Source organism: Actinopolymorpha cephalotaxi (genome assembly GCF_013408535.1).
In the GTDB taxonomy this organism is placed as follows: Bacteria; Actinomycetota; Actinomycetes; order Propionibacteriales; family Actinopolymorphaceae; genus Actinopolymorpha; species Actinopolymorpha cephalotaxi.
Genome location: NZ_JACBZA010000001.1, coordinates 76,574 through 98,229 on the forward strand (window position 1 = coordinate 76,574; position 21,656 = coordinate 98,229).

A 21,656-nucleotide genomic window follows, 5' to 3' on the forward strand; every position below is an offset into this window, starting at 1 on the left:
AGCCGGTACCCGGGGATCTGGCGAGGGGGGTCGGGTCGGTCGGGTCGGTCGGGTCGGGTCGGGTCGGTCAGGTCGGGTCGGGCGCCGGAGCCGGGCCGTCGCGATGTCGGACGAGCTCGCCGGCCAGCGCGTTCCGCAGCCGGTCGTAGCGGACCCGGGCGGCGGCCATGCGTACGACGTCCTCCGGGTCGGGCACGAGCTGCTCCTTCGGCGGCGGCAGGTCGATCCCCAGCGCCAGCGCCGCCGCGCCCCGGGCGCCGACCTCGGGGTCCTCGGCGAGTCGCAGGGGCCGGTCGAAGGTGGCCGCGAACACCCGGCTCCACCACGGCGAGGCGTGTACGGCGCCACCGCCGAGGACGACGTCGAGCTCGGCGCCGAACGACCCCTCCAGGGTGTCCAGGGCGCGGGCCGACTCCAGCGCGACACCCTCCAGCGTCCCCGCGAGGAGTTCCTCCGGGGAGGTCTCCAGGGACAGCCCGGCGACGACGCCGGACCCCGGCGGGATCGTGCCGGGTGGCCGGCTGCCGGCGTGCATCGGCAGGCAGACCAGGCCGCTGGTGCCGGGCGCGAGCGTGGGTTCGGCGTCCGCGCCGAGACGCAGCAGCCGGACCACCCAGGCGCGCAGCACCCCGCCGCCGGAGAACGCGATGCCGCTCACCAGCCGGTCGGCGTCCACGCGGTAGCGCCACACGGTGGCCGGTGGCGGCGGGACGTCGGGGCCGTGTACCACGCGCAGCGCGGCCGAGGTGCCGACGGTGACGCCGACCGTGCCGGCGTCGGTGCACCCGCTGCCCAGGTTGGACGCGGCGCCGTCGCCGAGCGCCGGCGCCCACCTCGCGCCGGCGAGCGCCGGCCAGCGGTCCTGCCACGCGGTCGTCAGCCGGGCCGGGGTGTCGTCGACGACCGGCAGTTCGGCCGGGGTCACCTCCGCCAGCGCCAGCGCCTCGGGGTCCCAGGTCATGGCCAGCACGTCCAGCAGACCGGTGCCGGAGGCCATCGACACCGAGGTCGCGTCGGTGCCGAGGAGTACGCCGCGCAGGTAGTCGGGCAGGCCGAGGAACCGCAGCGGCCGGCCTCCGAACCGGTCGTGCAGCCGCTCGCGGAGGAACGGCACCTTCGTGGTCCAGTAGAGCGGGTGCACCCAGGCGCCGGTGCGGGCGTGGAACGCCTCGGGGTCGGCCGGCAGCCGGTCCGGCCGGGGCCGCGCGCGGGTGTCGAGCCAGCTGAGCACCGCCGACACGGGCGTACCGTCCGGGCCCACCGCGAGCACCGAGTGCCACTGCGAGGAGGTGGCCACCAGCTCCACGCCGTCCAGCGCACCGGCCGTGTGTAGCTCGTCCAGGCAGCTCACCAGGTCGGCGAGGTAGCCGTCCGGGTCCAGCTCGCCGCGACCGTCCTCGTCCTGGCGCGCGGTGACCGAACGCCGGGCCAGCAGGCCGGGCAGCGGTTCGGCGCGTTCGTCGCAGACGACGGCCCGCACCGACGACGACCCCAGGTCGAGCGCGAGAAGCCGCCGTGCGGTCATGTCCGGAGCTCTCCCGTCAGTGCGCTCAGGAACGAGCTGGCCCACCGGTCCACGTCGTGCTCCACCAGGTGCCGGCGCATCGAGCGCATCCGGCGGGTGGCGTTGCGCGGATCCAACCGGAGCGCGTCGACCAGGGTGGTCTTCAGCCCGTCCACGTCGTAGGGGTTGACGAGGAAGGCCTGCCGGAACTCGTCGGCCGCGCCGGCGAACTCGCTCAACAGAAGGGCACCGGTGTTGTCGTACCGGCAGGCGATGTACTCCTTCGCCACGAGGTTCATGCCGTCGCGCAGCGGCGTCACCACCATCACGTCGGCGGCGCGGTAGAGCGCGGCCAGCTCCTCGCGGTCGTGGTTGGAGTGCAGGTAGGTCACCGCGGGCCGGCCGATCCGGCCGTGCGTGCCGTTGACCCGGCCGACGGCGAGCTCGACCTCGTCGCGCAGCAGTTTGTACTGCTCGACGCGTTCCCGGCTGGGTGTCGCGACCTGGATGAACGTCGCCTCGTCCGGTGTCACGTCGCCGTCGGTGAGCAGCTCGGCGAACGCGTGGATGCGTTCACCGATGCCCTTGGTGTAGTCGAGCCGGTCGATGCCGAGGAGCACCTTCGCCGGCGAGCCGATCTCCTCCCGGATCTCCTCCGCGCGCCGCTGCGTCTCCGGGCGCCGGGCGATCTCCTCAAGCTGGGCCACGTCGATGGAGATCGGGAACGAGCGGGCGCGCACGACCCGGCCGTCGGGCAGGAACGTCTGGTCGCGCTGGGTCTGGTAGCCGAGCAGCCGCCTGGTGAGGCGCAGGAAGTTGGACGCGGCGCCGGGACGCTGGAAGCCGACCAGGTCCGCGCCGAGCAGGCCGCGCAGGATCTGCTGGCGCCACGGCAGCCGGGCGAACAGCTCCACCGGGGGCAGCGGGATGTGCAGGAAGTAGCCGATCCGCAGGTCCGGGCGCAGGGCGCGGAGCATCTCGGGCACGAGCTGGAGCTGGTAGTCGTGCACCCACACCAGGGCGCCGTCGTCCGCGGTCTCCGCCGCCGCCTCGGCGAACCTCCGGTTGACCTTGACGTACGCCTCCCACCACTCGCGGCGGTAGACCGGCGGTGCGATCACGTCGTGGTAGAGCGGCCACAGGGTGGCGTTGGAGAAGCCCTCGTAGTACTCCTCCACCTCCTTGGCCGACAGCGGAACGGGCACGAGGTGCATGCCGGCCTCGTCGAACGGCTCGGGTGCCTCGTCGGTGGACCCGGCCCAGCCGATCCAGGCGCCCTTGTTCGCCTTCATCACCGGGTCGAGCGCGGTCACAAGGCCGCCGGGGCTGCGCCGCCACTGCGTACTGCCGTCGGGGGTGTCCACGCGGTCCACTGGCAGCCGGTTGGCGACCACGACGAACGCCGACCGGCCCGACCTGCCGGAGCCGCCCTTCGAGCCCGCCGCCCGGGTGGAGGTGCGGGAGCCGCCCTTCGAGGTCCGGTTGGACTTCGACGTCCGGGCCGGCGCGCCGTCCCCGGCACCGTTGGTGGCGCTGTCGCCGGCTTCGCCGGTCGCGGCCTCGCTCGCCGCGTCGGCGGCGGATTCGGTCGCGACGGTGGCCGCCTGGTCGGTGGGGTCGGACGTGGACGACTCGGCGGGTGACTCAGTGGGCACCGGGGCAACTCCCTCGATCGGTGATGCGAACTTCTCTCTTCGACCCTACGGGCGCGACGGTGGGTGGCCGTACCATCCGGGACGATCCACCCGCTTCCGACCGCCGGAAACCAGCGAGTTACACGGAGTCGCCGCCGCCAGGGCCGTCGGGGCCGTCGGGGCCGTTGGCGTCGTTGGGGTACCGGACGCCGACCTGGGCGCGGGCCGCGTCGAGCACCTCCATCACCGCGATGCTGTCCGCCCAGGGCACCAGCGGACTCTCCAGCAGCCCGGCGCGCAGGCACCGGGCCACCTCCTCGGCCTCGTAGGTGTAGCCGACGCCGAGCAGGTCGACGGTGACGTCCTCGGGCTCCTTGTCCGGGTGGTGGACGACCAGCCGGTCGGCGGCCTGGAAGTCGGCCGGGATCTCCACCCAGCCCTCGGTGCCGCTGACGTACGCGGTGTTCGGGAGCGGCCCGGCCAGCGAACCGGTGAGCGTGGCGACCGCGCCGCCGGCGTACCCGAGGAGAAGGCCGGCGCTCGCGTCCACCCCGGTGGGGGCGAGCGTCCCGGTGGCCCGCACCGTGTCGGGGGCGCCGAGCAGGTGGTGGGCGAAGCTCACCGGGTAGATGCCGACGTCCAGCAGGGAGCCGCCGGCCAGGTGGGGTGCGAACAGCCGGTCGTCCGGGTCGTAGTCGGCGAGGAACCCGAGGGTGGCGTGCACCGACCGGGGCTCGCCCAGCGTGCCGGCGTCGAGGAGCTCGCGAAGCCGCAGGTGCAGCGGGTTGCACCGCATCCACATGGCTTCCATCAGGAACTGCCCGTGCCCGCGGGCCAGGTCGACGAGCTCACGCGCCTCGGCCGCGTTGACGGTCAGGGCCTTCTCGCACAGGACGGCCTTGCCGCTCTCCAGCGCGTGCCGGGTGGTGCCCAGGTGGTCGGAGTGCGGGGTGGCGACGTAGACGACGTCCACCTCCGGGTCCTCGGCCACCTCGGTGTAGGAGCCGTACGCCCGGCGGATGTCCCACTCCTGCGCGAACGCCTTCGCGCGGTCGAGGTTGCGGGAGCCGACCGCCACCACCTCGTGGCCGGGCAGCAGGGCCAGTTCGCGGGCGAAGACGCCGGCGATGTTCCCGGTGGCGACGATGCCCCAGCGAAGTCGGGCTTGCATGGCTCCCTTTCCTGTCGGCTGCCTCCGGCTGCCTCGCGGTCGTCCCCGGCCGGCTCTGGGCGCGGGGGCGAGGCGTGGCAGGACTCCGACGCTACTGGTCGGGCGTGGGAGGTACGTGTCGACGGCTGGCGCGGGTACCGGCGGCCGTCCGGTACCGGCCGGGTCGTGCCTGGTGGACCACTGGTGTTCACGGCGGGGACGCCGGTCGTTCGCGACACCGGTAAAACGCTGATACCGGTTGCGCCCCTCGATGGTGACCGCCATAATCCGATTGCAGGTGACGTGCTGGCCGGGCGCGACCTGGGCGTACGCCACCACCGACAGGTGAATCCCCGTCCCACAGGAGGCCCTCATGACCGGCACCACCGGCTCCACCGGTTCCACGAACGCCGGACCGGCGAACCCCGGCTCCGGCCCCGTCGGCGCGCTCGGCACGGTCGCGTTCGACTGCCCCGACCCCAGGGCGCTCGGCGAGTTCTACGCCGCGGTGCTCGGCGGCAAGCTGGCGATCGACGACGACGAGGCCGACTGGGTGGACCTGCACCTCGACGGCGGCCGGCGGCTCAGCTTCCAGCAGGCGCAGGACTGGGCGCCGCCGACCTGGCCCGGCGGAGACCGCCCGCAGCAGGCCCACGTCGACGTCGAGGTCCCCGACCTGGACGCGGCCGAGAAGCGGGTGCTCGCCCTGGGCGCGCGCAAGACGGAGTACCAGCCGGGCACGACGTTCCGGGTGTTCCTCGACCCGGTGGGGCACCCGTTCTGCCTGTGCGCCTGCTGAGTCCCGCTGGCGCGGTCAGCCGATCCCGGCCGGCCGGTACGCCGGTCGCGCCCGCGGGCCGAGCGCGTTCTGCGCCTGCTCGAACGCGTACGCCAGCCGGATCAGCGTCGGCTCGCTCCATGCCGTACCCACGAACGCCAGTCCGACGGGCAGTCCGTCCACGGCGCCGCACGGCACCGTGACCACCGGGTAGCCAGCGATCGCCGCCGGGGTCGAGCACGCGCCGGGAAGCTGGTCGCCGTTGACCAGGTCGATCTTCCACGCCGGGGGATAGGTCGGCATCACCAGCGCGTCCAGCCGGCCGGCGCCGAGCGCGGCGTCGATGCCGTGCGTACGCCCGAGCCGGCGGCAGGTGCGCAGCGCCTCGACGTAGACCGGGTCGCAGATTCCGCGGGTGGCCAGGGCGCTCTCGAAGCGATCCTGACCGAAGTACGTCAGCTCGCGGTCGGCGTGGTCGTCGTTGAACGCCACCAGCTCCGCGAGCGTGCGCGGGCCTTCCGGCCGGCGGGCGGCGAGGTAGCTCTCCAGGTCGGCCCTGAACTCCGTACTCAGCACCGTGAGCTCCGCGTCGCTCTCGCGGATCTCGTCGATGCTGGGCAGGTCGGCGTGGTCGACGACGGTGGCGCCCCGGGCGGCCAGCAGCCGGACCGCCTCCTCGGCCAGCGCGTCCGCCGCCGCGCTGTATCCCCACAGGCCGGCGCGGGGCAGGCCGATCCGGGCGCCGGCCAGCCCGTCCGGCCGGCAGAAGCGCGTGTAGTCGGAGTACGCCACCCGGCCGGACCGCATGGTGGCGGCGTCGTCGGGATCGGCGCCCGCCAGCACCCCGAGCAGCAGCGCGGCGTCGGCGACCGTGGTGGCGATCGGCCCGGGAGTGTCCTGGCTGTGCGAGATCGGCACGACACCGGTCCGCGAGACCAGCCCGACCGTCGGCTTGATGCCCACCACCCCGCACAGCGCCGCCGGGCACACGATGGAACCGTCGGTCTCGGTGCCGACCGCGAGCGGCGCGAGCCCGGCCGCCACCGCCGCCGCCGAACCCGACGACGACCCGCCGGCCGAGCGGTCCAGGGCGTGCGGGTTGACGCACAGGCCGCCGACGGCACTCCAGCCCGACGTCGAGGAGCCGGACCGGAAGTTGGCCCACTCCGACAGGTTGGCCTTGCCGAGGACGACCGCCCCGGCCGCGCGCAGGGCGGTGACCAGGGGAGCGTCCGCAGGGGTCGGTACGCCCGCGAGCGCCAGCGACCCGGCGGTGGTCGGCAGGCCGCCGTCCCTGCCCGCGGTGTCACCCGTGTCGCCGGCGTACGCGGTATCGATGTTGTCCTTGACCAGCACCGGAACGCCGTGCAGCGGGCCCCGGACCTGGCCGCGGGCGCGCTCGGCGTCGCGTTCGGCCGCACGGTCGGCCGCGTGCGGGTCGACGGCCAGCACCGACCGCACCGTGGGACCGGACCGGTCGATCTCCTCGATCCGGCGCAGCAGCGCGGCGACGTGCTCAGTCGCGGAGGTCGCGCCGGCGGCGTACCGGTCGCGGAGGCCGGCGGCGTCCAGGTCGGCCGCGTCGGCGGTCGAGGGCGACGGGTCCCGGATGGGGGCAGGGTCGGACGAGGCTGCGGCGGAGCCGGATGACGGAGCGGCGGCGGGCACCCGGCAATGGTGCCCTGCCGGTCGCGATCTCGCTGGCGACCGGGCTGGACAGGGCTGGACAGGGCTGGACAGGGCTGGACGGGGTGGCCGGGGTGGCCGGGGGCGGGGAGGTGGCCGCGGTTGGTCCCGTTCGGGGGACTTGTCGGTGGTGTGCGGTACGACAGATCCCACGAAGAACACGCCACGATCGCGCGGCGGCGCTGAATGACATCGATGTGCTTCGGCCGTACGATGTCAGTCGTCGTTGATCGCCGAGGAGGGATGCCTGGGTATGGACGCTGCAATGGAGCCGGCCCCGAAGATCACTGCCGGCGTTTCCGACGACCCGACCATCGACTCATCCGCCGAGTCGGCCGAGGTCGACTCGCGCACCTCCGGACTGGGCGAGCGCGACCAGCAGATCATCTCCTTCGAGCGCCAGTGGTGGAAGTACGCCGGCGCCAAGGAGCAGGCCATCCGCGACCAGTTCGGGATGTCCGCCACCCGCTACTACCAGGTGCTCAACGCTCTGATCGACCGTCCGGACGCGCTCGCGTTCGACCCGTTGCTCGTCAAGCGGCTCCGCCGGCTACGTTCCAGCCGCCAGCGGGCTCGCGCCGCGCGCCGCCTCGGCACCGACGGGTGACCTCCCCGGACACACTGCCGACGCCCACCACGCCCGAGGGCGAGGCCGCGTTACGCGCGATCGTCGAAGATCCCGGGCAGTCGATGCTCGCCTTCGACTTCGACGGAGTGCTGTCACCGATCGTCGACGACCCCGAACGCGCCTTCGCCCACCCCGGAGTGCTGCCCGCGTTCCGGCGGCTGGCCCCCAGCTTCCGTGCGCTCGCGATCGTCACCGGACGGCCTGCCGAGCTCGTGGTCCGGCTGGGTGAGTTCGCCGGCGTCTCCGAGCTGGCCGGCCTGCTCGTGGTCGGCCACTACGGCGAGGAACGCTGGGACGCCCGCACCGGTGAGGTCACCGCACCGCCGGTGGCCCCCGGCGTCGAGGAGGTCCGCCGCGCGCTGCCGGACCTGCTGCGCCGCTGGGGTGCGCCCGACGGCACCCGCGTGGAGGACAAGGGCCGGGCGGTCGCGGTGCACGTACGCCAGACCGCCGACCCGGCCGCCGCGACCGAGCTCCTCACCGACCGGCTCACCGAGCTGGCCCGCGCCCACGACCTGGAGGCCCAGCCCGGCCGGATGGTGCTGGAGCTCAAGCCCGGCGGCATGGACAAGGGCGCGGCGCTGCGCAGGCTGGCCGAGGATGTGGGCCCGCGCGCCCTCGCCTACACCGGCGACGACCTCGGCGACCTGCCGGCCTACGACACGGTCGAGGAGCTGCGCACGCAGGGCATCGCCGGACTGAAGGTCTGCTCGGGATCGACCGAGGTCACCGCCCTCGCCGACCGGGCCGACCTGGTGCTCGACGGCCCGCCGGGAGTGGCGGCGTTCCTCGACGCCCTCGCCGACACCTTGGACGCCTGACTCCGGTTGCCGGGGTGTGTCAACGCGAGGTTGCGGGTTCGGTGTCCTGTTGCGCCGGTTGGTCCGGTGCCCCGCCGCTGCGGGTCAACCGGTCGGCCTCGTCGCCGGTGCTGGCGTACCTCTCCTCGTCGGTGTCCACAGCGGTGCCTGCGGGTGGCGACAGTGCGGGCGACAGTGCGGGCGAGGCGTCCGGGAGTGGTGCGGGCGCCGGTGCGTACGTCGGTGCGGAGCCGGACCGATACCGCGTCCGGCCGCCCTCGTCGCGGGCGTCGACGACGATGATGCCCGCGATCGGCAGCTGCAGCCGGTCCAGAACCTGAATCGCCCGCCGTGCCTCGGCCACGCCGGTGGAGCAGGCACGTACGACGACCACCGCGGCGTCACACTCCGCGGCCAGTGCGGACAGCCCGGCGCCGACCAGTACGGGCGGGCCGTCGAGGACGAGCACGTCGCTGTGCTCGCGAGTCGAGGTCAGGAAGTCCCGGAAGGCGACGCTGCGCAGCAGGGCGCGGCTGAGCTCGGGATCGCACTCGTCGGCGGACACCACCCGCAGCGGACCCTGCGCGGACTTCAGCTGCTCCGGCTTCGACATCAGCTGCTGGACGGTGTACTCCCCGCCGCCCGGGAAGTGCGGACCGACGCCGGGACGGTGCAGGTCCGTCTCCACCAGGGTCACGCGGTAGTACTGCTCGGCGAGCGCGAGCGAGATCAACGCGCTGACGAATGCCTTGCCGTCGTCCTGGTAGGCGCTGGTGACCAGCAGCCGACGGTCCGGGATGTCGGTGAGCGGAGCCAGCGCGGCGACCGCGGACCGTACCGGCCGGGCGACCCGCAGGCGGCGCCACGCGCCGAGCGCACCCTTGCGCTGATGCCGGTCCGGTACCCGCGGAAGGGTGCCCAGGATGCCGACCTGGAGTTCGCGCTCGATCTGGTCGGTGGACCGCAAAGTGCTGTCGGTGCGCCGGCGTACGACCACGATCACCAGGCCGGCGAGGAGTCCGGCGACCCCGCCCAGCAACAGGTTCCGGGGCAGGTTGGTGGGTGTCGCGGTGGTGGAGGTCGCCGCGCGGTCCCAGGGACTCACCGTCAAGGTCGTCCCGCTCCCGAACGTTCCCGCGGAAGCGACCTGTGCGCGGAGCACGGTCGCCGCGGTGTTCACGATCGCCGCGGCCCGCCGGGAGGTCCTCGCGTCGCCGGTGAGGGTGACGACCTGGACCCCGGGCTGGTAGCTCGCGTGCAGGTGACCCGACACCGCGCCGGCGGGGATCCCCGTCTGGGCGGCGGTGAGGTGGGCGACTCGTGCCGACTCGGCCAGCCGGGCGACGGTGGCCACCGCGCCCTGCGACAGGACCGGGTCGTACCCGCCGGCGGCCGGGATGCCGGTGCCGTCGGCAGGTGCGGGCCGGCCGGTGTTCGCCGGTGCCGGCGAGTACGCCGCCACCGTCATCGACGACCGCGCCTCGTAGGTCGGTGTCACCCAGATGGTGAGGGCGAACGCGGCGGCCAGGCCGATGCCGGTGGTCAGGACGAGGATGCCCGCCGGCCACCCGGCGGCGCGCACCGCGCCGCGACGGTTGAGAGAGCTGCTCACGTCGGTCGCCTTTCCAGGTACGCGGCGGCCGGGATTCCGGGCGTCGGGAACGCCCGTCAACCCCGGCTTGCGCAGCGGCTGTCGGAAATCGCGCATTCGGTAGTGAATGCTCTCCAGCGGGCATGCCGGACAATCGCCGGATTCCGAACCAGCGGATTTCGGGTCGTTCCGGCGTACGGCCTCAGACCTCAGGCCTCAGGCCCTCAGGGCGTCGAGCTGCTCGGCCAGCCAGCCGCGCGGCGGGCACCTGCCCGCCGCCTCCGCCAGCGCAGCCGACCGCGCGCGGCGTTCCGCACCGCTCAGCGACAGCGCGGCGTGCATGGCTTCGGCGGTCTCCTCGATGTCGAACGGGTTGATCAGGAACGCCGCGTCGCCGAGTTCGACGGCGGCGCCGGCCTCCCGCGACAGCACCAGCGCGCAGCCGTTGTCGGAGACGATCGGGATCTCCTTGGCGACGAGGTTCATGCCGTCCCGGATCGGGTTCACGACCGCGACGTGGCCCATCCGGTACGCCGCGAGCGAGCGCGCGTAGTCGTCGTCGACGCTCAGCAGCAGCGGGTCCCAGTCCGGGCTGCCGAACTCGTCCACGATCTCCTTGGCGATCCGCTGCACCGAGGCGGAGTACTCGCGGTACTCCGGAATGTCGTGCCGGCTCGGGTAGGCCAGCGCCGCGTGCACGACCCGGCCCTGCCATTCCGGCCGGCGGCGCAGCAGTTCGCGGTACGCCAGCAACCCCCGGACGATGTTCTTGCTCAGCTCGGCCCGGTCGACCCGTACCAGCAGGAGCCGGTCACCGACCTGGGCGCGCAGCCCCGCCATCCGGGCCCACACGTCGGGTGCGTTGGCCCGGGCGCGCATGGCGCCGGCGTCCACGCCGAGGGGGTGCACGCCCACGACGGTGCGCCGGCCGGCGTACTCCACGGTGTTGTGCGCCCGGTCGACCCGCGCGCCGAGGACGGACTCACAGCACGCCAGGAACGCGGCCGCCCACCGCTCGGTGAGGAACCCGGCGTTGTCGGCGGCGAGCAGTCCCTCCAGCAGGGCGACGGCCACGTCGTCGGGCAGCAGCCGGAAGTAGTCCGGCGGCGCCCACGGGGTGTGCGAGAAGTGCCCGATGGCGAGGTCGGGCCGGCGGGCGCGCAGCAGTTGCGGTGCCAGGGTGAGGTGGTAGTCCTGGATCAGCACCCGCCCGCCAGGTGCGGCCTCCTCGGCGAGCGCCTGCGCGAACGCCGTGTTGTAGTCCACGTAGGACGCCCACTCCCGGCGGAACCTCCGGTCGAAGACGGGCGTGTTGGCGGTGTCGAACAGCAGGTGGTGCAGAAACCACAGCGTGGAGTTGGCGATGCCGTTGTACGCACGGGTGAAGGTGAGCGGTTCGATGTCGAGCAGCCGGACCGGAAGCGTCCCGGTGTCGTAGCCCGCGGCGTCCAGCCTGCCCGACGGCGCCGACCTGGCCGCCAGCCGGTCGGCGTCGGACAGTGCGGCCGCGACCCAGAGCGCGTCCTCCTGCGGGGGGATCGCCGCGAGCGCCGAGGACAGTCCGCCGGAGCCTCCGACGCAGTGGAGCCGGCCGGCGTCGTCCTGGCGGAACGAGACCGGGCCCCGGTTGGAGGCGAGCAGGACGCTCTTGTTCGGTTCGCTCGCCATGGCGTCTGAGCCTAGGCCCTGGGCTCGGGCCGATCCGCCGTTCAGGCCACTCGGGAGTGCTGACCGACAGGTCGCGAACCTGGTGGCGAACCTGGTTACAAAGCTGTGCGAAGGCGGGTCGGCGGTGCCACACCCGGGCACATCTGCAGCGTGGCATCGCGAAGTGGGCCGAAGAGCATGCCCAGAAGTGTGCACAGAAGTGTGGTGGGCCGTGGCCTTTCGGTCGTACGCAAACAGCCGGTCGTACGCCTGCGGTGGCTGCTGGCGTTCGCCCTCCTGCTGCCGCTCGCGGCGGTGACGGACGCCGTCGCGGCCGGCCATCCCGGTACGCCGGTGATGCGGCAGGGGCAGACGGTCGCCTTCGGCCGGACCGGGGAGTACGCGGGTGCCGCCTGGCGGCTGGTGACGTTCGTCCCGAGCGCGCCGCGGCATGCCCTGCGGGTGCGGACCGGTTGGACGGCCGTGTACGTCGCGCTGACGGTCACCCCGCGAGACAGCGCCGCGGGCGGCCGGATCCAGGGGTGCCGGCTCTCCGTCGCCGACCGCGGGGGTCACGCCTGGTATCCCGCGGGCGTGCTGTTCACCGACATCCGGCGGCAGGTCGAGGACGCGGCGATCGGCTGCTTCCGGCACACCGGCCGGTTCCTGCGGCACCCGATTCCCGCCGGGAAGACGCAGAACGTCGTGACCGCGTTCCTCGTGCCGAAGGCCTCGGTCCGCGACCTCGCCCTGCGGGTACTGGTGCCCGACGCCGCGCCGGCCTACCTGCGGCTCGTACCAGGCATCGATGTAAAGCACGCTTGACACCGCCGTGCATGTAAAGCACCCTTGACACCGTGCGAAACGACGTACGGGAGCTCCGAGTCGGGAACGGGCTGTCCCAGGCCGAACTCGGCGGGGTGCTCGGCGTCTCCCGGCAGACGGTCAACGCGATCGAGACCGGGCGGTATAGCCCCTCGCTCGCGCTGGCCATCCAGCTCGCCCGTTACTTCGGGCGGCCCGTGGAGGAGGTCTTCCATGTCGACACCTGAGAGCGGTTCGGAGCACTCGGTCGACCGGCCGGGCGGCCGCGCTCGCGCGGGCCGTCGCGTCTCGATGCCGATGGTGGCGGTCTGTGTTCTCGGCGGCGTCGTGATGGGCGTCGTGGGCTTCGTCCAGGAGGAGTACCTCGCCGGTGCGATCGCGGTGCTGATCATGGTCGGCCTGGCCGTCGTGCTGGTGGTGGGCTCGCGGTTCAGCGACACGGTGGCGCTGCTCGGCGACGACCTCCACGAGGAACGCAACGTCGAGCTCCACCGGCGGTCCGCGCTGATCACGCTGAACCTCGTCGCCGCGGTCGTCGTGGTCGCCGCCATCGTCGACTTCGCCCGGGGCGGCCCGGGAACACCCTGGGTCTACATCGCCGGGCTGATCGGTGTGACGTACGTCGGCTGCCTGCTCGTCCTCAACCGGCGCGGGTGACCTGCCGGGCTCACCGAACGCCCCGCCGGCGGGCGGCACCCGCGCGGCCGGCCCGCACCCCACCTCCGTACGCACGTACTCACGTACTCACCCACTCACGAGGGGACACATCATGCTGCCCGGATTCTGGGCCAGACGGCTCGTCGTACTCGTCCTCGGAACGGCCACGCTCGGCTTCCTGGCCGCTCCTCCGCCGCCCGCGCAGGCGGCGCCAGCCGAAGCCGCGACCACCTCGACCAGCTCGTCCACCTCGTCCACCTCGTCCACCAAGACCGCCTCAACCACCTCGTCCGGAACCGCGGACCGGCTGCGGCAGCTCGCCGACCACCTGCGGGACGCGGGTGTGCCCGGCGTGGTGGTCGCCCGCCGCGACGGCGACCGCCTCACCCGGGTGGCCCGCGGCGTCGCGAACCTGCGCACCGGCCGGGCCGCCCGTCCCGACGACCGCTACCGCATCGGCAGCAACACCAAGACGATGACCTCGGTGGTCGTCCTGCAACTGGTGGCCGAGGGCCGCCTGAGCCTGGACGACAAGGTGGTGCGTCACCTGCCCGGCCTCGGCCTGGATCCGCGGATGACGGTGCGGCACGTGCTCCAGCAGACCAGCGGTCTGCACACCGACACGATGGTCTTCACGCCGCCGCGCACCGTGGAGTCCGTGCGCTTCGAGTACTTCACCCCGCGGGAACTGGTCCGGCTCGCCCTCACCAACCCCGAGCCGCGCCAGGCGCCCGGCACGCACTGGGAGTACTCCAACACCAACTACGTCATCGCCGGCATGCTGATCGAGGCCGTCACCCACCACCCGGCGCAGGTGGAGCTGGCCCGGCGGATCTTCCGTCCGCTCGGCCTGCACGACACCTACTTCCCGGTGGCCAGTCCCTTCGTCCGGGGCAGGCACCTGAACGGCTACCTGCCCGCAGGGGAGGGTGAGCCGCCGGTCGACCTCACGGTGTACGGCATGAGCTGGGTGCGTACGGCCGGCGCGGTGGTGTCCACCACCCGCGACGAGACGACGTTCCTGCACGCGTTGTTCACCGGCCGGCTGCTGCCGAGGGCGCAGCTCGCGCAGATGACGGACACCGGTGAGTTCGGCTACGGCCTGGGGTTCCCGGTGCGGGTGCCCTGCGTGCCCGGCGGCGTCGCCTGGGGCCACGACGGCGCGGTGTTCGGCTACAGCAGTGGAGTCTTCAGTACGCCGGACGGCTCCCGGCAGGCCGCCGTAGGCGCCAACACCTGGCTGCTCACCGACGCGGGTGAACTGAACCCGCTGCCGGCCCAGGCGGCCGCCGCCGCCCTGTGCGACGGCTCGCCGAGCCCGGCCGAGGTGGCGCCGCCGTGGCGGGCCACGCCGGTCGCGGCAGCGGCGGCGCCGGTCCGATGAGTCCGGGTTGTCCTCCATTCGGACACCTCGTCTCGCATTCTGAACCCAGCCGACGTTCGCCCGGACCTACCCGTTAGGCTCGCCCGCAGGCGGTGACGCGACCGGTGTCGCCGCCTGCCCCGGGAGGGGCACGCACGACCGAACCACCACAACTGCACAAGGAACTCATCCAGAGGGGCAGAGGGACCGGCCCGACGAAGCCCCGGCAACCGGCCGACCGCCGACGAGTGTGTCTCGCGTTCTTGCAGGCCCACGGCGGCCACGGTGCCAACTCCGGCCCACGACTCCGCGTTCGGGACGACCTCCCGGGCGGGCGTACGCGGGAAAGATGAGGAGGAGAGGCCTCGCATGACGACGACCTACGCCGACAGCACCACGCCCGGCACCCACACGATCCGCCCCGGCGCCTTCGGGAACGCCACCGAACTGCGATGTCGGGAGTGCGGAGCCACCAGCCCGCTCGGCGCCCACTACGCGTGCTTCGAGTGCTTCGGACCGCTCGAGGTCGGCTACGACTTCCCACAGGTCACCCGCGAGCAGATCGCCGCGGGACCGCACAACATCTGGCGTTACCGCGAGCTTCTGCCGGTGCCGGCCGACGTCGCGTCGTTCCCCAACACCGAGCCCGGGCTCACCCGGCTGGTCCGCGCCGACCGGCTCGCCGCCGACCTCGACCTGGCCCGGCTGTGGGTCAAGGACGACTCCGGCAACCCCACCCACTCGTTCAAGGACCGGGTCGTCGCCGTCGCGCTGACCGCGGCCCGTGAGCTGGGATTCCAGGTGCTGGCCTGCCCGTCCACGGGCAACCTCGCCAACGCCGTGGCCGCGGCCGCCGCCCGTGCCGGCATCCGCAGCGTGGTGATGGTTCCGCACAACCTCGAGCAGCAGAAGATCCTCACCACCGCCGTGTACGGCGGCACGCTCGTCGCCGTCGAGGGCAACTACGACGACGTCAACCGCCTGGCCAGCGAGATCGCCGGCGAGGAGGAGACCTGGGCGTTCGTCAACGTCAACGTCCGGCCCTACTACGCCGAGGGCTCCAAGACGCTGGGGTACGAGATCGCCGAGCAGCTCGGCTGGCGGCTGCCCGAACAGATCGTCGTCCCGATCGCGTCGGGCGCCCAGCTGGTGAAGATCGACAAGGGCATCCGCGAGCTGGTCGAGCTGGGACTGGTGGAGGACGCCCCGTACCGCATCTACGGCGCCCAGGCCACCGGCTGCTCCCCGGTGTCGGCGGCGTTCCACGCCGGCAACGACGTGGTCGCCCCGGTGAAGCCCGACACGCTGGCGAAGTCGCTGGCGATCGGCAACCCCGCGGACGGGCCGTACGTGCTCGACGTGGTGCGGCGTACCGGCGGGTCGGTCGAGGACGTCTCCGACGAGGAAGTGGTGGACGGCATCGCCCGGCTGGCCCGCACCGAGGGCATCTTCGGCGAGACCGCCGGCGGGGTGACCGTGGCCACGCTGGCGAAGCTGGTCCGCTCGGGCAAGCTCGACCCGGCCGCGGAGACCGTGATCATCAACTCCGGCGACGGGCTGAAGACCCTGGACGCCATCGCCGGCAGGGTCGGCCCGAAGGCCACCATCCGTCCGACGTACGAAGCATTCACGGAGGCTGGGCTCGCATGAGCGTGAAGGTTCGGATCCCCACCATCCTGCGCACCTACACCGACGGCTCGTCGGAGGTGAAGGCCGACGGCGGCACGCTGGCCGAGGTGCTCGCGTCGCTGGACGCGAACTACCCGGGCATCCGCGCGCGCCTTCTCGACGACAGCGGCAAGCTGCGCAGGTTCGTCAACGTCTACGTCGGCGAGGAGGACGTGCGGTTCGCCGGCGGCCTGGACACGCCGACTCCGGAGGGTACGCAGGTCTCGGTGATTCCCGCCGTCGCCGGCGGTGCCCGCTGACCTCTTCGCCGGCAACGGAGGGCGTCACCACCGCCACCCCTGCGGTCCCGGACGCGGTGTTCGTCGTGCACGAACGCGCCGACGGCCCGCGTCAGGCGCGTCCTGACGCGGGCCGGTCCGGCAGGTTCACCACCGCGGAGGTGGAGGTCGGGCTGGCGCCGGGGCCGTACGGTCTCGACGTCACGGTGGCCTGTCCGAACGCCGGCCTGTCCTGGGTGGTGCTGCGCTGGCGGCGCCCTGTGGCCTCGTCGGCACTGGTCCTCGGTGACACCTGGGAACGTTCCTACGGCGACCTGTCCTGGCGCCACCACCAGCCCGAACGGCTGCTGCCGTGGTCGTGGCTCGCGCATGATCCGGTGTCCACGACGACAACGGGCATGGGTGTCCGCGTACGCCCGAACGCCTTCTGTGCCTGGACCGTCGACGAGGACGGCTGCTCGCTGTGGCTCGACGTCCGCAACGGCGGCGGCCCGGTGTCGCTGGGGGAGCGGGTGCTGTCCGCGGCCACGGTGGTCGAGGTGGCCGGTGACGTGAACGCCTCGCCGTACGCTGTCCAGCGCGGGTTGACAGCGGCGATGTGCGCCGACCCGTTGCCGCTCGCGGAGCCGGTCGTCGGCGCCAACAACTGGTACTACGCCTACGGCCGCGACTTCGGCCCCGCGCAGATCCTGCGCGACGCCGAGACGATCGTGTCGTACGCCGACGGCCATCCGGTGCGGCCGTTCTGTGTGGTGGACGCGGGGTGGAGTCCGGGCGGCGCCTGCCCGGGTGGCCCGTGGACGGCCGGAGTGCCCGGCCTCTTCGACGACATGCCGGCCTTCGCCGCGGACATCGCGGCCCGCGGTGCCCGGCCGGGGATCTGGATGCGCCCGGCCGCGCTGTCCACCGTGACCGACCCGGCGCGACTGCGGCCCGGTCCGCGCCCGGCCCGCGAGCAGCCGCTCGACCTCACCCTGCCCGGCAACCTGCAGGCCATCGGTGAGGACGTGGCCCGGCTCGTCGGCTGGGGCTTCGAGTTGGTCAAGCACGACTTCTCGACGTTCGACGCCTTCGGCCGGTTCGGCCCGGCGATGGGGGCGGAGCTGACCGACCCGGGATGGCACTTCGCCGACCGCGGGCGGACGAACGCCGAGGTCCTCCTCCGGCTGTACGAAACGGTCCGCGCGAATGCGGGGGACGCGGTGGTGATCGGCTGCAACACGGTCGGGCACCTGGCCGCCGGTCTGGTGCAGGTGCAGCGGATCGGTGACGACACCTCCGGCCGGGACTGGGAGCGCACCCGCCGGATGGGCGTCAACACGCTCGCGTACCGGCTCGCCCAGCATGGTTCCTTCTTCGCCGCCGACGCCGACTGCGTGCCGTGCACGCCGGTGACGCCGTGGGAGAAGAACCGTCAGTTCCTCGACCTGGTGGCCCGGTCGGGTACGGCGTTGTTCGTCTCGGTCGACCCGGCTGCCCGTACGCCGAAGGTGGACGCCGACCTGCGCGCGGCCGTCCGGCTGGCCCTCGACGGTGGGGAGCCCGGCGGGGTCGAGCCGTTGGACTGGCTGAGCACGACGGCACCCCGCCGGTGGCGCTCTGGCGGCGAGGAACTCCACTACGACTGGGCCGAACCCGTCGGAGCATCTCCCCTGGCCAGCTGAGGTTTTGTCCCGTATAGCGGGACGACTGTCACGTGCCGTGACGGCCGTGACGGACTGTTCACAATGAGTTCTCCGGAACCGGATGGCGGGGCCGAACCTGGCCCAAAGGAGATCGTTCAGACATCTCCACACCGGAGATGTTTTTGGTTATGGTCGGCCGTGGTCGCCATGATCGTGCGTAACGGCTCGACCGCCAACGGTGGGAACACGCGCCGATCGATCGCAACACCTCCCCTCGCGGGACGGGTGTGGTGAGTACGACCCGGACCCGCGCCGGGCGGGTCTGACACCCGAACGGGTCTGAGGAGAGGGCATGACGCAGGGAACCGTGAAGTGGTTCAACTCGGAAAAAGGCTACGGCTTCATCGCGGTGGAGGACGGTAACGACGTCTTCGTCCACTACACGAAGATCCTGATGGACGGCTACAAGTCTCTTGCCGACGGCCAGGCCGTCGAGTTCGAGGTCGTCCGGGGTCCGAAGGGGCTCGAGGCGCACGAGGTGCGACCGGTCTGAGCCGGACCACGAAAGCGACGTCGCGGGGCCCGGGCGGATGATCCGTCCGGGCCCTCGGCACGTCCGCGGCGGCCGGGTTCGGCGTGTCCGGCGTACTCGCCCGCATGCCGCGCGGGCCGGCGTTCGGCTTGTCCGGCGTACTCGCCTCTCGGCTTGCACTCTCCCAGGCCGAGTGCTAAACACGTGTTAGCACTCGAAGGTCGCGAGTGACAATCCACCTCGGTTTGGTTCGACGAGGTTCCCGGCCTGGCCGGGAAGCGTCCGTCGCGGGCGTCGACCCGAACCCACGACCATCCACCCACCTGGGGGAGGATCCAGCTAGATGCCCAAGATCATCTCGTTCAACGAGGACGCGCGCCGTGGTCTCGAGCGGGGTATGAACACCCTCGCCGACGCCGTCAAGGTGACCCTCGGCCCCAAGGGCCGCAACGTCGTCCTGGAGAAGAAGTGGGGCGCGCCGACGATCACCAACGACGGCGTCTCCATCGCTAAGGAGATCGAGCTCGAGGACCCGTGGGAGAAGATCGGGGCCGAGCTCGTCAAGGAAGTTGCCAAGAAGACCGACGACGTGGCCGGTGACGGCACCACGACCGCGACCGTGCTCGCCCAGGCACTGGTCCGCGAGGGTCTGCGCAACGTCGCCGCCGGGGCCAACCCGATGGGCCTCAAGCGAGGCATCGAGGCCGCCGTCGACCGGGTGACCGAGCAGCTCGCCCAGGCCGCCAAGGACGTCGAGACCAAGGAGCAGATCGCCTCTGTGGCGGCCGTCTCCGCCGGTGGCGACGCGAGCGTCGGCGAGATCATCGCCGAGGCGATGGACAAGGTCGGCAAGGAAGGCGTCATCACCGTCGAGGAGAGCAACACCTTCGGGCTCGAGCTCGAGCTCACCGAGGGTATGCGCTTCGACAAGGGCTACATCTCGCCGTACTTCTGGACCGACGCCGAGCGCATGGAGGCCGTCCTCGACGACCCCTACGTTCTCGTCTACAACGGCAAGATCTCCGCGGTGAAGGACATGCTCCCGCTGCTGGAGAAGGTCATGCAGTCCGGCAAGACCCTGGCGATCATCGCCGAGGACGTCGAGGGCGAGGCCCTGGCCACGCTCGTCGTCAACAAGGTCCGCGGCACGTTCAAGTCGGTCGCCGTCAAGGCTCCCGGCTTCGGTGACCGCCGCAAGGCCATGCTCGGCGACATCGCCATCCTCACCGGTGGCCAGGTCATCTCCGAGGAGGTCGGCCTGAAGCTGGAGACCGCTGGTCTCGACCTGCTCGGCCGCGCCCGCAAGGTCACCGTCACCAAGGACGAGACGACGATCGTCGAGGGTGCCGGCGACCCCGAGCAGATCGCCGGCCGGGTCAGCCAGATCCGCGCCGAGATCGAGCGCAGCGACTCCGACTACGACCGCGAGAAGCTGCAGGAGCGGCTGGCCAAGCTGGCCGGCGGCGTCGCGGTGATCAAGGTCGGCGCCGCCACCGAGGTGGAGCTGAAGGAGCGCAAGCACCGCATCGAGGACGCCGTTCGCGCGGCGAAGGCCTCGGTCGAGGAGGGCATCGTCGCCGGCGGCGGCGTGGCGCTCGTCCAGGCCGGCAAGAAGGCCTTCGACAAGCTCGACCTCGAAGGTGACGAGGCCACCGGCGCCAACATCGTCAAGGTGGCGCTCGAGGCTCCGCTGAAGCAGATCGCGATCAACGCCGGCCTCGAGGGTGGCGTCGTCGCGGAGAAGGTCCGCGGACTCCCCGACGGCCACGGCCTCAACGCCGCGACCGGCGAGTACGTCGACCTGCTCGCGGCGGGCGTGCCCGACCCGGCCAAGGTCGTGCGTTCGGCGCTGCAGAACGCCGCGTCCATCGCCGGCCTGTTCCTCACCACCGAAGCGGTCGTGGCGGACAAGCCGGAGAAGGAGAAGGCCCCGGCGGGCGGCGGCATGCCCGACGGCGGAGGCATGGACTTCTGAGTTCGCTCGAAGCCCGGCAACTCCCGTAGCACCCGACAGAGGCGGTCCCGGAACCTTCCGGGGCCGCCTCTTCGTGTGTCCTCCTTGTCCCGCACGGCCGCCCCTTCGTGCGTCCTCGCGCCCCTGCACGGCAGGATCAGGGCATGGCCACCACGACATCCGCAGACCACCTCGATCGAGCGCGCGCCCTGCTCGCCGCCCATCCGCTGGTCGACGGGCACAACGACCTGCCGATCGCGATGCGGCACGCCAGCGCGTACGACTTCGACAAGGTGGACATCGCCGTCGACCAGCCACGGCTGCAGACCGACATCCCGCGGCTGCGTCAGGGTCAGGTCGGCGCGCAGTTCTGGTCGGTCTACGTGCCGAGCCGGTTGCAGGGCGACCACGCGGTCTCGGCGACGCTGGAGCAGATCGACGCCGTGCACGCGATGGTGGGCCGGTACGCCGGCACGTTCGGGCTGGCGACCACCGCCGACGAGGTGGAGCAGGTCTTCACATCCGGCCGGATCGCATCCCTGATGGGCATGGAGGGCGGCCACTCCATCGACTCTTCGCTGGCCACGCTCCGCGCGATGCACGCGCTCGGTGTGCGGTACATGACGCTCACCCACAACGACAACGTGCCGTGGGCGGACTCGGCGACCGACGAGCCGGCTGTCGGTGGGCTGTCCCGGTTCGGGCTGGAGGTCGTCGCGGAGATGAACCGGCTGGGCATGCTCGTCGACCTGTCCCACGTCTCCGCGGACACCATGCGGGCGGCCCTGGCAGGCAGCGAGGCACCGGTGATCTTCTCCCACTCCTCGGCCCGCGCGGTGTGCGACGTGGCGCGGAACGTTCCCGACGACGTGCTCGCCCTGCTGCCGGCGAACGGCGGCGTGTGCATGGTGACGTTCGTACCGGAGTTCGTCTCGCCGACGTGCGCACTGTGGCGGACGGAGGCTGCGGAGGCAGCACGGGCACAGGGCGTCAGCCCGACCGACCTCGGCGCGTTCTTCGAGTTCACCCGGGAATGGCGCAACGAGCACCCCAAGCCGGATGCCACGCTGGCCGACGTGATGGCGCATGTCGAGCACGTACGCGAGGTCGCCGGCGTCGACCACATCGGCCTGGGCGGCGACTACGACGGGACCGACACGTTCCCGGTGGGGCTCGGTGACGTGTCGGGCTACCCGCGGCTGTTCGCGGCGCTGCTGGAGCGCGGCTGGTCCGAGCAGGACCTCGCCAAACTGGCCGGCGCCAACGCCATCCGGGCGCTCCGGGACGCCGAGGCCGTCTCCCGTGATCTGCGCACGCGCCGCGGCCCGTCCATCGCGACCATCGACTCCCTCGACGGCACCCCCTGACCCGCCCT

Annotated in this window: 19 protein-coding genes and 1 riboswitch; of the genes, 13 read left to right on the forward strand and 6 right to left on the reverse strand. The window is 72.4% G+C overall.

Features of this window, described 5'->3' with window-relative positions:
• Window positions 1-67: 67 nt before the first annotated feature.
• The 3 genes from FHR37_RS00320 to FHR37_RS00330 all read right to left on the reverse strand — a co-directional run bounded on the left by FHR37_RS00320 (window position 68) and on the right by FHR37_RS00330 (window position 4,309).
• Complete coding sequence (locus FHR37_RS00320) at window positions 68-1,525, reverse strand: FGGY family carbohydrate kinase (RefSeq protein ID WP_092889334.1); 1,458 nt, start codon at window positions 1,523-1,525, stop codon at window positions 68-70.
• Complete coding sequence (locus tag FHR37_RS00325; protein WP_092889508.1) at window positions 1,522-2,898, reverse strand: alpha,alpha-trehalose-phosphate synthase (UDP-forming); 1,377 nt, start codon at window positions 2,896-2,898, stop codon at window positions 1,522-1,524. The genes FHR37_RS00320 and FHR37_RS00325 overlap by 4 nt, the downstream gene beginning before the upstream one ends.
• 379 nt (window positions 2,899-3,277) lie before the next feature.
• Entirely contained in the window at window positions 3,278-4,309 is a 1,032-nt protein-coding gene (locus FHR37_RS00330; RefSeq protein ID WP_092889337.1) for a Gfo/Idh/MocA family protein, read from the reverse strand.
• Between the two features lie 352 nt (window positions 4,310-4,661).
• Between FHR37_RS00330 and FHR37_RS00335 the strand changes: the two genes are divergently transcribed.
• Complete coding sequence (locus FHR37_RS00335) at window positions 4,662-5,087, forward strand: VOC family protein (RefSeq protein ID WP_175542810.1); 426 nt, start codon at window positions 4,662-4,664, stop codon at window positions 5,085-5,087.
• A 15-nt stretch (window positions 5,088-5,102) separates the two neighbouring features.
• On the opposite strand, the gene FHR37_RS00340 is transcribed toward FHR37_RS00335, so the two are convergent.
• The gene (locus FHR37_RS00340) at window positions 5,103-6,734 is read right to left on the reverse strand and encodes an amidase (RefSeq protein WP_175542811.1); all 1,632 of its coding nucleotides are present in this window, start codon (window positions 6,732-6,734) and stop codon (window positions 5,103-5,105) included.
• Between the two features lie 271 nt (window positions 6,735-7,005).
• Between FHR37_RS00340 and FHR37_RS00345 the strand changes: the two genes are divergently transcribed.
• Entirely contained in the window at window positions 7,006-7,359 is a 354-nt protein-coding gene (locus FHR37_RS00345; protein WP_237769098.1) for a DUF3263 domain-containing protein, read from the forward strand.
• Entirely contained in the window at window positions 7,356-8,201 is an 846-nt protein-coding gene (otsB, locus tag FHR37_RS00350; protein WP_237769099.1) for a trehalose-phosphatase, read from the forward strand. Before FHR37_RS00345 ends, otsB begins: the two co-directional genes overlap by 4 nt.
• Before the next feature lie 19 nt (window positions 8,202-8,220).
• Here the strand turns inward: otsB and FHR37_RS00355 are convergent, their stop codons facing one another.
• Window positions 8,221-9,792: a P-loop NTPase gene (locus tag FHR37_RS00355; protein WP_175542812.1), complete on the reverse strand. Its 1,572-nt coding sequence runs from the start codon at window positions 9,790-9,792 to the stop codon at window positions 8,221-8,223.
• A 195-nt stretch (window positions 9,793-9,987) separates the two neighbouring features.
• The gene (locus FHR37_RS00360; protein WP_092889343.1) at window positions 9,988-11,439 is read right to left on the reverse strand and encodes an alpha,alpha-trehalose-phosphate synthase (UDP-forming); all 1,452 of its coding nucleotides are present in this window, start codon (window positions 11,437-11,439) and stop codon (window positions 9,988-9,990) included.
• 204 nt (window positions 11,440-11,643) lie between these two features.
• On the opposite strand from FHR37_RS00360, the gene FHR37_RS00365 reads away from it, so the two are divergent.
• From FHR37_RS00365 to FHR37_RS00410, 10 genes are all read left to right on the forward strand, one after another.
• The gene (locus FHR37_RS00365; RefSeq protein ID WP_092889346.1) at window positions 11,644-12,243 is read left to right on the forward strand and encodes a hypothetical protein; all 600 of its coding nucleotides are present in this window, start codon (window positions 11,644-11,646) and stop codon (window positions 12,241-12,243) included.
• Window positions 12,244-12,275: 32 nt separating this feature from the next.
• Window positions 12,276-12,470, forward strand: coding sequence for a helix-turn-helix transcriptional regulator (locus FHR37_RS00370; RefSeq protein ID WP_092889349.1), 195 nt, complete (start codon window positions 12,276-12,278; stop codon window positions 12,468-12,470).
• Window positions 12,457-12,900 (forward strand): hypothetical protein, encoded by a 444-nt coding sequence (locus tag FHR37_RS00375; protein WP_139239205.1) that lies wholly within the window; start codon window positions 12,457-12,459, stop codon window positions 12,898-12,900. The genes FHR37_RS00370 and FHR37_RS00375 overlap by 14 nt, the downstream gene beginning before the upstream one ends.
• A gap of 112 nt (window positions 12,901-13,012) precedes the next feature.
• Window positions 13,013-14,284 (forward strand): serine hydrolase domain-containing protein, encoded by a 1,272-nt coding sequence (locus FHR37_RS00380; protein WP_092889355.1) that lies wholly within the window; start codon window positions 13,013-13,015, stop codon window positions 14,282-14,284.
• Window positions 14,285-14,446: 162 nt separating this feature from the next.
• Window positions 14,447-14,619, forward strand: a riboswitch (SAM riboswitch).
• A gap of 13 nt (window positions 14,620-14,632) precedes the next feature.
• On the forward strand, window positions 14,633-15,913 hold the full coding sequence (thrC, locus tag FHR37_RS00385; RefSeq protein WP_092889358.1) for a threonine synthase: 1,281 nt from the start codon (window positions 14,633-14,635) through the stop codon (window positions 15,911-15,913).
• A complete protein-coding gene (locus FHR37_RS00390) occupies window positions 15,910-16,191 on the forward strand; it encodes a MoaD/ThiS family protein (protein ID WP_092889361.1) in 282 nt (93 codons plus the stop codon). Before thrC ends, FHR37_RS00390 begins: the two co-directional genes overlap by 4 nt.
• A 65-nt stretch (window positions 16,192-16,256) precedes the next feature.
• Complete coding sequence (locus FHR37_RS00395) at window positions 16,257-17,834, forward strand: alpha-amylase family protein (RefSeq protein WP_237769100.1); 1,578 nt, start codon at window positions 16,257-16,259, stop codon at window positions 17,832-17,834.
• A 313-nt stretch (window positions 17,835-18,147) separates the two neighbouring features.
• The gene (locus FHR37_RS00400) at window positions 18,148-18,348 is read left to right on the forward strand and encodes a cold-shock protein (RefSeq protein WP_092889363.1); all 201 of its coding nucleotides are present in this window, start codon (window positions 18,148-18,150) and stop codon (window positions 18,346-18,348) included.
• Window positions 18,349-18,670: 322 nt separating this feature from the next.
• Complete coding sequence (groL, locus tag FHR37_RS00405; protein ID WP_092889365.1) at window positions 18,671-20,302, forward strand: chaperonin GroEL; 1,632 nt, start codon at window positions 18,671-18,673, stop codon at window positions 20,300-20,302.
• 143 nt (window positions 20,303-20,445) lie between these two features.
• The gene (locus FHR37_RS00410; RefSeq protein ID WP_092889368.1) at window positions 20,446-21,648 is read left to right on the forward strand and encodes a dipeptidase; all 1,203 of its coding nucleotides are present in this window, start codon (window positions 20,446-20,448) and stop codon (window positions 21,646-21,648) included.
• Window positions 21,649-21,656 lie beyond the last annotated feature (8 nt).

What these genes read in the sequence shown, in the direction of transcription:
- thrC (WP_092889358.1), top strand. Translation starts at nt 14,633, where the DNA reads ATGACGACGACCTACGCCGACAGCACCACGCCCGGCACCCACACGATC.
- FHR37_RS00335 (WP_175542810.1), top strand. Translation starts at nt 4,662, where the DNA reads ATGACCGGCACCACCGGCTCCACCGGTTCCACGAACGCCGGACCGGCG.
- FHR37_RS00320 (WP_092889334.1), bottom strand. Translation starts at nt 1,525, where the DNA reads ATGACCGCACGGCGGCTTCTCGCGCTCGACCTGGGGTCGTCGTCGGTG.
- FHR37_RS00345 (WP_237769098.1), top strand. Translation starts at nt 7,006, where the DNA reads ATGGACGCTGCAATGGAGCCGGCCCCGAAGATCACTGCCGGCGTTTCC.
- FHR37_RS00410 (WP_092889368.1), top strand. Translation starts at nt 20,446, where the DNA reads ATGGCCACCACGACATCCGCAGACCACCTCGATCGAGCGCGCGCCCTG.
- FHR37_RS00375 (WP_139239205.1), top strand. Translation starts at nt 12,457, where the DNA reads ATGTCGACACCTGAGAGCGGTTCGGAGCACTCGGTCGACCGGCCGGGC.
- FHR37_RS00330 (WP_092889337.1), bottom strand. Translation starts at nt 4,309, where the DNA reads ATGCAAGCCCGACTTCGCTGGGGCATCGTCGCCACCGGGAACATCGCC.
- FHR37_RS00380 (WP_092889355.1), top strand. Translation starts at nt 13,013, where the DNA reads ATGCTGCCCGGATTCTGGGCCAGACGGCTCGTCGTACTCGTCCTCGGA.
- FHR37_RS00360 (WP_092889343.1), bottom strand. Translation starts at nt 11,439, where the DNA reads ATGGCGAGCGAACCGAACAAGAGCGTCCTGCTCGCCTCCAACCGGGGC.
- groL (WP_092889365.1), top strand. Translation starts at nt 18,671, where the DNA reads ATGCCCAAGATCATCTCGTTCAACGAGGACGCGCGCCGTGGTCTCGAG.
- FHR37_RS00400 (WP_092889363.1), top strand. Translation starts at nt 18,148, where the DNA reads ATGACGCAGGGAACCGTGAAGTGGTTCAACTCGGAAAAAGGCTACGGC.
- FHR37_RS00390 (WP_092889361.1), top strand. Translation starts at nt 15,910, where the DNA reads ATGAGCGTGAAGGTTCGGATCCCCACCATCCTGCGCACCTACACCGAC.